This window comes from Empedobacter sp. UBA5036, from assembly GCF_002415215.1.
GTDB classification, from domain to species: domain Bacteria; phylum Bacteroidota; class Bacteroidia; order Flavobacteriales; family Weeksellaceae; genus Empedobacter; species Empedobacter falsenii_B.
The window spans coordinates 35,231-45,073 of record NZ_DICC01000030.1; the positions used below are offsets into that span (position 1 = coordinate 35,231).

General features: G+C 30.5%; 9 protein-coding genes. 6 read left to right on the plus strand and 3 right to left on the minus strand.

Annotated features, from left to right (window positions below; translation table 11 throughout):
• The first annotated feature begins 5 nt into the window (after positions 1-5).
• The 3 genes from B4J88_RS05635 to B4J88_RS05645 are packed head-to-tail and all read left to right on the plus strand — an operon-like array spanning position 6 to position 5,497.
• On the plus strand, positions 6-3,347 hold the full coding sequence (locus B4J88_RS05635) for a SusC/RagA family TonB-linked outer membrane protein (protein ID WP_286494865.1): 3,342 nt from the start codon (positions 6-8) through the stop codon (positions 3,345-3,347).
• Positions 3,348-3,359: 12 nt separating this feature from the next.
• On the plus strand, positions 3,360-4,679 hold the full coding sequence (locus B4J88_RS05640; RefSeq protein WP_221856182.1) for a RagB/SusD family nutrient uptake outer membrane protein: 1,320 nt from the start codon (positions 3,360-3,362) through the stop codon (positions 4,677-4,679).
• A 56-nt stretch (positions 4,680-4,735) separates the two neighbouring features.
• Positions 4,736-5,497, plus strand: a complete 762-nt coding sequence (locus B4J88_RS05645; protein WP_291066769.1) for a LytR/AlgR family response regulator transcription factor — start codon at positions 4,736-4,738, stop codon at positions 5,495-5,497.
• Between the two features lie 37 nt (positions 5,498-5,534).
• Here B4J88_RS05645 and B4J88_RS05650 read toward each other — a convergent pair whose 3' ends face one another.
• The 3 genes from B4J88_RS05650 to B4J88_RS05660 all read right to left on the minus strand — a co-directional run bounded on the left by B4J88_RS05650 (position 5,535) and on the right by B4J88_RS05660 (position 7,843).
• Positions 5,535-5,798 carry a hypothetical protein gene (locus B4J88_RS05650; RefSeq protein WP_291066771.1) on the minus strand — a complete coding sequence of 88 codons (264 nt, stop codon included), beginning with the start codon at positions 5,796-5,798 and terminating at the stop codon, positions 5,535-5,537.
• Positions 5,786-6,880, minus strand: coding sequence for a hypothetical protein (locus B4J88_RS05655; protein WP_291066772.1), 1,095 nt, complete (start codon positions 6,878-6,880; stop codon positions 5,786-5,788). The genes B4J88_RS05650 and B4J88_RS05655 overlap by 13 nt, the downstream gene beginning before the upstream one ends.
• Positions 6,881-7,003: 123 nt before the next feature.
• Positions 7,004-7,843: an aldo/keto reductase gene (locus tag B4J88_RS05660; RefSeq protein ID WP_291066774.1), complete on the minus strand. Its 840-nt coding sequence runs from the start codon at positions 7,841-7,843 to the stop codon at positions 7,004-7,006.
• 169 nt (positions 7,844-8,012) lie between these two features.
• Here B4J88_RS05660 and B4J88_RS05665 point away from each other — a divergent pair, with 169 nt between their 5' ends.
• From B4J88_RS05665 to B4J88_RS05675, 3 genes are read left to right on the plus strand one after another with little or no spacing between them, the layout of a single operon-like run.
• Positions 8,013-8,315 carry a hypothetical protein gene (locus B4J88_RS05665; protein ID WP_286473452.1) on the plus strand — a complete coding sequence of 101 codons (303 nt, stop codon included), beginning with the start codon at positions 8,013-8,015 and terminating at the stop codon, positions 8,313-8,315.
• Positions 8,316-8,321: 6 nt separating this feature from the next.
• Positions 8,322-8,807, plus strand: coding sequence for a DUF1493 family protein (locus B4J88_RS05670; RefSeq protein ID WP_115000620.1), 486 nt, complete (start codon positions 8,322-8,324; stop codon positions 8,805-8,807).
• Positions 8,808-8,817: 10 nt separating this feature from the next.
• Complete coding sequence (locus tag B4J88_RS05675; protein WP_291066778.1) at positions 8,818-9,714, plus strand: WYL domain-containing protein; 897 nt, start codon at positions 8,818-8,820, stop codon at positions 9,712-9,714.
• The last annotated feature ends 129 nt before the right edge of the window (positions 9,715-9,843 follow it).

Sequence of the window (9,843 nt, forward strand, 5' to 3'; positions counted from 1 at the left end):
TAGAAATGAAAAAGACACTCATTCTTTTGCCACTTTTTGCGGCAAGTATTGCGTTTTCTCAAGAAAAGAGAGTGATTACAGGTTCGGTTCAAGACGAAAAATCGTTGGTTGGAATTGCTGGTGCGTCTGTTAAAATTGAAGCTCAATCAATTTCGACAAAAACAGATCAAAAAGGAATTATAGAAAGTGTAACGGTTGGTACTGTTACAGATGAAGATGGTTTCTTTTCATTAGAAGTACCTGCAGGTACAAAATCTGTATTAATTAGTTATTTAGGTTACGATTCTAAATTAGTTGAACTTTCTACAGATTTATCAACATATCATGTAAGCTTAAAATCAACTTTAGGTGAAGTTCTTCCAGAAAATAATGATTTAAAAGAAGTTGTTGTTACAGGTTATCAAAAAATTGAAAAACGGAAACTAACATCGGCAGTATCAACTGTAAAAATGGATGATATTCAACAAGCTGGTGTTGCTAGTGTTGATCAATTGTTAAGCGGACAAATTGCTGGTGTAGCTGTTTCTACAGAAACTGGTTCGCCTGGTTCACCAAGTAAAATTAGAATTCGTGGTACGGCTTCTCTTTCTGGTCCACAAGATCCGTTATGGGTGATTGATGGTTTACCATTAGAAGGAAATGATGTGCCAAACTTTAACGATAAAGATAACATCGATCAATTGCAAAACTTTTCTATCGCTGGATTAAATCCAAACGATATCGAAGATATTACAATCCTTAAAGATGCTGCTGCAACAGCTATTTATGGTGCAAGAGCTGCAAATGGTGTAATTTCGATTACAACAAAACGCGGTAAAAAAGGCGCTATGACGGTTAATTTTTCTGCGAATACATTTGTAACAGCTCGTCCAGATTTTGGTCGTTTAAATTTACTAAATGCTTCTCAGAAAGTTGATCTTGAATTAATGCTTGCTAGTCGCGATGATTTAACGTATCGTACTGATAAAGGCGAAGTAATGCGAATTTTGCAAAAGAATGGTCAATTAAATGCTTTACGAAATGGAGGTTTTAATTCTTTAGATCTTATCACGCAAAATCAAATTAATTCTTTACGAAATAACACAACCGATTGGGGAAAATTATTGTATCGTAATGCAATTAATACACAATACGGTTTGAGTATTTCAGGAGGAAATGATCGTTCTGATTATTACTTCTCATTAGGATATTATGATGAGCAAGGAACAACGATCGGAACAGGTTTTGAACGTTATAATCTTACTTTAAAAAACAATTATAAACTTAACGATAAATTAGATGTAGGGATTTCTATTTTTGCAACTTCAAGTGATAAAAAATCTTTTGTAACAGATGCAGATGCGTCTATCAATCCGATTAATTATTCACGAAATGCGAATCCATATTTATCTCCATTCAATGCAGATGGTTCTTATCGTTATGACAACGATATTGATGGATTTGAAGATCGTTCTGTTCCATTCAATTTTATCGAAGAAAGAGAAAACACAAATTATACATTAAAAAACCGTTCGTTAAAAGGTATTATTGATCTTAATTATCAATTAGCAAAAGGTTTAAAATTAACATCTCAATTCGGAATTCAGTACGATAGTAACAAAACAGAAAAATACGCTGAGCAAGAAACTTATTTTACGCGTAAAATGAAAGAAGGAACGCGTTATTATAAATCTGGACAATATTTGTATTTCTTACCTGACGGAGGAGTTAAACAAAATTGGGATAACGAATTTTTTCAATATAACTGGAAGTTACAAGGAACATATAGTACTACGATTAACAATCGTCACGAAATTGATTTGATGGCTGGGACAGAAATTCGTCATACACAAAACGAAACGACTTTAACACGTGCTTTTGGTTACAATAAAACGACGAAAACAGGAACGCCAATCGTTTTCCCAAATTCAAGTTTTGCAGCAGAAAAACGTTACGAAACGTATAGAGAAATGCCAACGGAAGAAAATGCTTATGTATCTACATTTGCAACCGCTTCGTATACATTAGACAGAAAATATACAGTTTTTGGTAGTGTTCGTTATGATGGTACAAATTTATTCGGTGTTAATAAAAAATATAAATACTTACCAATTTGGGCAGTTTCTGCTTCTTGGTTAGTTTCAAAAGAATCGTTTATGGAGAACATCGATTTTATTTCGAATCTTCGTTTACGCGCTTCTTATGGTTTACAAGGAAATATTGATCGTAATACTTCACCTTTCTTTATTGGTGAATATAATGATGCAACAATTTTACCAGGTAATAAAGAAGATATTATCAATGCGATTAATTTACCAAATGATTTGTTGCGTTGGGAAAAAACAACGAATACAAATGTTGGGTTAGATTTAGGTCTTTTCAAAAATCGTATCAACCTTGCTGTTGATGTTTACAATCGTAAAGGAACAGATATGATTAGTATGCGCGAAACACCATTAGAAACAGGTTTTGAATATACAATGGTGAATTGGGGAGAATTAACAAACAAAGGTTTCGAGATTGCTTTAACAACTCGCAACATTGATAAGAAAAACTTTAAATGGTCGACAACAATTAATTTTGCGCACAACAAAAGTAAAGTTCTTAAAGAGCAACAACGTGAAAATAGTTTAATTCCATCTCGTGAAGGTTTACCTGTAAATGCAATTTTTGCTTTAAAAACAGCTGGATTTGACGAATACGGAAATCCAATGTTTTGGAAAGGAGATGAAAAAGTTTCTGCAAAAGAATTCTTTGCTTTATATGACTTATACGAAGATTTTTTACCAGGAGAAATTGTGGATTCTAAATTAACAAGCGAAGAAAAACGTAAATTATTTACTTATATCGGAGATCGCGATCCTAAATTTACAGGAGGTATTATCAATAATTTCAAAATTCACAATTTTGATTTAACGATTTCTGCAGCATTCAATTTAAAACAAACGGTGATGAAAACACCTTCTTATCGTGGAATGGAATTGGATCCAGGTCGTAATTATACGCAAGATATTTTCGAGGCAGGTTCTACACTTCCAGGAATTACAAGTCCAATTAAAGGAGATAACGATAGTTGGATGGCGAACAAATGGTTTGCAGGAAACAATGCAAATGCGTACAATTTATTAGACATTTGGGCGAAAGAAATTAGTTATATGCGAATCAGTAGTATTCGTCTTGGTTATACTTTACCAAACAAATATGTTGAGGTTGTCGGTTTCAAAAGCGCTCGTTTTAGTTTAGAAGGACGTAATTTATTTGTATTTAGTAATGGATACAAAGGTTATTTTGATCCAGAAACTTACGGAAATATTTATGCACAACCAATTGCTAAATCTGTAACAGTAGGACTTAATGTTTCTTTCTAAATTTTAAATCAAATGAAAAAAATATTTTTATTATTAAGCATAGTTGCAGTTAGCTTTACAGCAGTTAGTTGTGACAATTACTTGGATATTGAACCAGATGGAAAAGTGATTCCAAAAACGGTAGAAGATTACCGTATGGTTTTAACGAATTCTTATTCAAAATATCCAACACACAAGTCGTTGACAGCTTTACGTACGGATGAGGTTACATTGAATGAATACTCAAATGACTTTATTTCGTACCGAGAAATTGCACAATGGAAGGATACAAATCCAGATCAAATATCAATTCAATTTCCTTGGGTTAGTTTTTATACGGTGATTTTTTATGCCAATCAAATCATCAACGAAGGACCAAAAACAATGGAAAACTCTGCTGAAAAAGATCAATTATTAGCAGAAGCTTATGCGTTACGTGCGTATGCGTATTTTGATTTGGTGAATTTATACGGAAAACCATATAATTCAGCAACAGCAAGTACAGACAAAGGTGTTCCTCTAAATTTAAAAGTAGATTTAGAAGCAACGCTTAAACCATCATCTGTTCAAGAAGTTTATAATCATATTGAGTCTGATTTATTGCAAGCGACAAAGTTGATGAAAATGAATCAGCAATTAGCTGGATTAAATTATAGATTCTCGAATGCAGCTTTAAAAGCTTTAGAAGCAAGAATCGCTTTGTATAAAAATGAATGGCAAAAAGCAATTGATTTTTCTGATTCTACATTAAAAATCAAAGGTGATTTAGTGAATCTGAACACAACAAAACAAGTTCCAAATCATTATACATCTGCCGAATCTATTTTAGCTTTAGACAATACATTGAATCCTGCAATTCAGTATATGTCATATGCTTCACCAGAACTGTTAAGTAGTTATGATACAGAAAATGATCTACGTTTTCCGCTTTATTTTGAGAAAAGTGGATCAAAATATAAAGTTATCAAAGGTGGAAATTCAGAGTTCAAAACGTCTTTCCGCGTAGCTGAATTATATTTTATCAAAGCTGAATCATATTTGAAATTAAATAAGTTAGATCAAGCAAAAGCAACTTTATTTTCAGTTTTACAAAATCGTTATACAGCAACTGGTTTTGCAAAATTACAAACAGAAATTTCTGCGATGAATTCTACTGAATTGATGAAGTTTATTTTAGATGAACGTTTTAGAGAATTTGCGTTAGAAGGACAACGTTGGTACGATTTACGTCGAGCAAATCAAAAACAAATTATACATCAAATTTCAGGTAAAGAGTATATTTTACAAGAAAATGATGTTCGTTATACAATAGAAATTCCACAAGCAGCTAAGCTCAATAATCCTCATTTATAACATTTTTAGACCGTCTTTATTCATCATTTAGACGGTTTTTTTATACTTTTGCATTCATGAAAATTGCAATTGTAGAGGACGAATTATTGGCGGTTACTTATCTAAAAAATCTGTTAGAGGAGCAATCGATTGTTGATATTTCTTCAATTACAATTTTGCGCTCAACAAAGCAAGCAACGGAGTTTTTTAGAGATAATTCGGTTGATTTAATCTTCATGGATATTCATTTGGGTGATGGGAAAAGTTTCGAGATTTTTCAGGAAGTTGAGATTCTAACGCCAATTATTTTTATCACTGCTTATGATGAATATGCGATGAAAGTTTTCAAGCATTTTACGATAGATTATATTCTGAAACCCTTTGAAGTAGAGGAGTTGCATATTGCATTGCAAAAATTCAAGACTATTCGAACTAGTTTTGATATTTCACCAACATTACAATCGATAGCTGTTTTAGAAAATTCACCGTCCGAGATTATGCATCGTTTTTTGGTAACGAATGGTAACAAATTACGTTCGGTAGAAGAACACGAGATTGCTTATTTTTTTGCTTCGGGAAAACATCTTTTTATAAAAACGAAAGATGATCAAACCTATATTTATGATGACACAATAAAGGATATTATAAATAAATTGGATGAGACTATTTTCTTCAAAATCAATCGAAAATTTATTGTTCACATTGATGCAATTACTGAAATAATAAGACATTCAAGTCAAAAAATTGAAATTCATCTTCAACCAAAATCAGAAGCTGAACAAGCTATTTTTATCAGCAAAACACAGATTAATGCTTGGATGGATTGGATGAATAGATAAAAAAAATCTCACATTTGTGAGATTTTAAAATATTAGTTTATAAATTTTCTAACATCAAGATAATTTCACTTTCGATGCGTTGCATTATTTCAGGCAAAATTTCGATTTGATGTTTTACATTTTCGATGGTATTGTACGTCAATTCTCCCGTGTTCAAATTCAAATTATATTCAATTTGTCCTTCCCACGAATTACTCGATTCATAAAATGAAACCATTTCAAAAGGCAATCTTGGCAAAATTTCGCCAAAATGTTCTTCTAATTTGATTCGATTTTCTTGATTAATTGTTAGTTTTTCCATGATTTAATAATCATTGCATTAGCAGAAGTTTCGTAGAAAATAATTGCTAAAAGTTGTAAAAATTCAGCATGATTTAGCTTTCCAGCAACTACTTCTTCAATATCTGCTTCGTAATATTCTTCAATTGTTTTGGTCATCAAGGCCTTAAAATTCTCCAACGGAATATTTTGATCTTTCAATTCATTTAATAAATAATTATTCGAAGCTAAAAAATCAGGACGAGTTCCGAAAATAGGAGACTTACGAATATTTAACGCATTATGAAAAGTTTGCGAAATCAAAACGCCACGTTCCAATTCTTCGAATTCCCAACCTTTACGAACTCTTCTTGGATTATTTTCATAGAAAATATGGTTGTGAAAAGCGTGAATATGTTTCGCAATATCCGTGTTGGTATGTAAATAAAGGAATTGCAAAATCGAACTAAACAAATGATTTGCGTTCAGATTCGCTGGATAATATGTGTACAATAATGGATAATGAAACAATGTTGTGTACAAAGGCGAAAAACTATCAATAATGTTTAGATTCAATACATTTATTCCTTCAAAATCTACTTTCTGATTCGTTTGATAATAATTAATTCCAGCCAAATAAATATCCTCATAACTCAATTCAAACTGATTAAGATACGCTCCAATCTGTTTGAAAAAAGAAGTATTTAAGTTATGATTTGTAACTAATTTATATTGTTTATTTTCAAATTCTTTAATAAAATCTAACTTAAACTCAGACTTTAAATTATCATTGATAACTTTATCAAAATCAAATGATTTATTTCTAATTACATTAACGTAAATTTCGTTGTATGTATAAATAATTTGCTTGATTGGTGCTGTATCCAAAGCTTCAAACGGATTGATGTCAGCATTTGGCGTAGCATACAACGTAAACAAACGACGAAATTCTTGTTGAATCTTTTCTTCTTCCGCAAACATATTCATCAATTGATTAGTGTTCGCAGCAATAATACTTTCACCTAAAAAAAATAAAATACCAGCTTTCAAATCTTCATCAAAACCACATCTTTCAAGGGTTTGATCAAAATAAGTTTTGAATAGATTTTCAGGATTTTGGCTCATATCGAATAATTTTATTTTATCATTTAAAAAAGTAAAAGTATTGATTTTTTGAAGATTTAAAACGAAAAAACCTCTGTAAAACAGAGGTTTTTAAAATTTATTTTAATGAATTTGTTTAACTTGTTAAAATTCAACCATTGAAGGATTCAATCCTGAAAAACCATCAGCTGGCATTTCATCAATCGCTTTTACATCTTCTGTGCTCAATTTAAAATTATTTGAAGTGAAATTCGCTTCAATATTTTTTTCTGAAGAGGAGCGAGGAAGTGGTAAAATTTCTTTCGCCAAACAATAATTTATACAAATTTGACCAACCGAAACATTGTATTTATCCGACAAAGAAACAATTAATTCGTTCTCTAAAATTCTTCCTGAACCTAGTGGACTCCATGCTTCAACCAACAAATCGTGTTGTTTACAAAAATCGACTAATTCTGGTTGCGAATGTCCTGGATGAATCTCAATTTGATTAACCATTGGTTTGATTTCAGCCGTTTCAAATAAAGCTTCTAAATGATTGATATTAAAATTACTTACACCAATCGCTTTTGCTTTTCCAGATTTGTAAATTTCCTCGAAAGCTCGCCAAGTTCCAGCATTCAATTCTGCCCAAGTATCAGGAAATTGCGTTTCATTTGCAGGCCAATGAATCAAATATAAATCTAAATAATCAGTCTGTAAATCAGCTAAAGTTTGCTCAAATGCAGCCATTGCTTTTTCGTAACCACGCTCAGTATTCCAACATTTAGACGTTATAAATAATTTGCTACGATCTACATTTTCAGCTTTGAGAACAGCGCCAATTTCTTTTTCATTTTTGTAGATTGCTGCTGTGTCAATATGAGTATATCCTTTTTCTAGCGCTATTTTTAGAGGTTCTGTAACTTTTTCACCTTCTAATAACCATGTTCCAAATCCGATTGCAGGAATTTCGATTCCGTTTGATAGTTTAAAGTTTTCCATTTTTTCAATATTTATATATTCAAATTTATCTCAAAACAACCAATTTCAATAATTAGTAGACGTTAATTCTTCTGTTAAAACTCATTTATAGAAATCTTAAATTTAATTGTTTGTTAATAAAATAGTTCTATATTTATTCTCGAAATGTGAATGGAAAAAATATAAAAAAATGACACAATTTACAGGTACGATTGAGGATTTTATGAATACGCATGAAGAATTTATCAATGCTTTGATTCTGAAAAAAATCAATCAACAAGTTGTATTAGATAAAAAAGAAGAGGAAGAAATTCAGCAAAATGAATTTATTCAACAAAAATTAGAAGATTTGAAAGAACATATGACTGATTTGTTCGAAAATGAATTTGGTGATTGGGAAATTACAATGGATTTAGAATCTTTTGAGCAAGAATTTGACAAACATTTTCAAATTTCGAAGCAAGAATTAGAAGATAATGTGCTGTTGAAGTAGGTGATTATGGAAGAAAAACAGATTTTACATATAGATTTCGCAACTTTAAGACAATCGTATATAGAAATCAAAAATTTTCTAGAAAAAAAATCTTATAAAAAGGTTGGAAATGTTAATGTTCAGATTGAGAAAGATTTATTTTTATCAGGATTAGATAATGAATCACTTTTGATAGAGTTTATAGAAAAATATGATATTGATTTTTCTAAATTTGATTATTCAAAACATTTTTTGTCAGAAGGAGAATTAGTGAATGTATTCCAAGTATTCTTCAATATGGTTTTTCTTCCGTTATATTTTCTGTTTTGGTTAATAAAAGAATTTACTTTTGATTTGATTAACTTAAATAAATATTTGATTAAGATTGTGAAATTATTTTCAACTAATCAAAGAGAAACTCTTGATATGAGTTTTGGAGATTTGTTAACTTCTTATCTCAATAAAAAATATACGTTAAGAAGTAATGTAAAATTTGTTTTACAAGATTCTTAGTGTAAAGATTGTGAGAAAAACAATACCTATAATCCGTATAATTCGATTGGTGCAATACATTAACGAATGCAATGTTAAGGAAATATTACCTCTTAAAAATGATATTATATCTCATATACAAAATCAGTTTCCTGATGAAATTTATAATGTACAGCTGTTTAATCGAGATAAGAAGAAAATACGTGAAGAGTTAGGGATTGATTTAAAATGTGATAAAGAAAATAAATATTATATTGATAATTCAGATCAAGTTGGTTTGCTTGAATCTTCTTTAGATTATTATGAGATGTTTTCTATTTTAACTCAAGCGAATGCTTTACCCGGTATTTTTTTGATTTCGGATAGAAAACCATTGGGATTAAATCAAATTAACGATGTTGTTTCTCATATCAATAATAAACATGTTATTCAGTTTAGTTACTCAAAATATGATACAAATGAGACAGAAGTTCGTATTATTGAGCCTTTAGCAATAAAAGAAAGCAAAGAACGCTGGTATATTATTGGAAATGATCATCAGTCGAATAAAGGTTTACGAGCTTTTGGTTTTGACCGAATTTCTGCTGTTACTTATTTTGGAATCAATTTCTCTCCAAAATATTCTATTGATGAAATTAGGGCTAAATATGACTCTTTATTTGCAATGTTTGATGCCGAAGATAAAGAAGTAGAGGAGATTGTATTGGAGTTTGATCAACGAGATGGAAATTATATCAATAGTTTTCCTATTCATCATTCTCAAGTTATTGAAACTATAGAAAATGGTGTTCGTGTAACTTTAAAATTAAAAACCACGCTCGATTTTATCATGGAGATTATGTCACGAGCATGGAGTTTAAAAGTAATTAAGCCAGTTGGTTTACGTTTAGAAGTTGCTAAAATATTGAAAGAGGTAGTATCTTACTAACTGCGTAAGTTGAAAAGTTATTCTGATGATATTTTGAGCCATCAAAGCTCAAAAAATATTTTCGGAAATAACTTTTTATTATTTTTAACATTACATAGTTATGATCGACTAAGAAGAAGTCTCAAAACA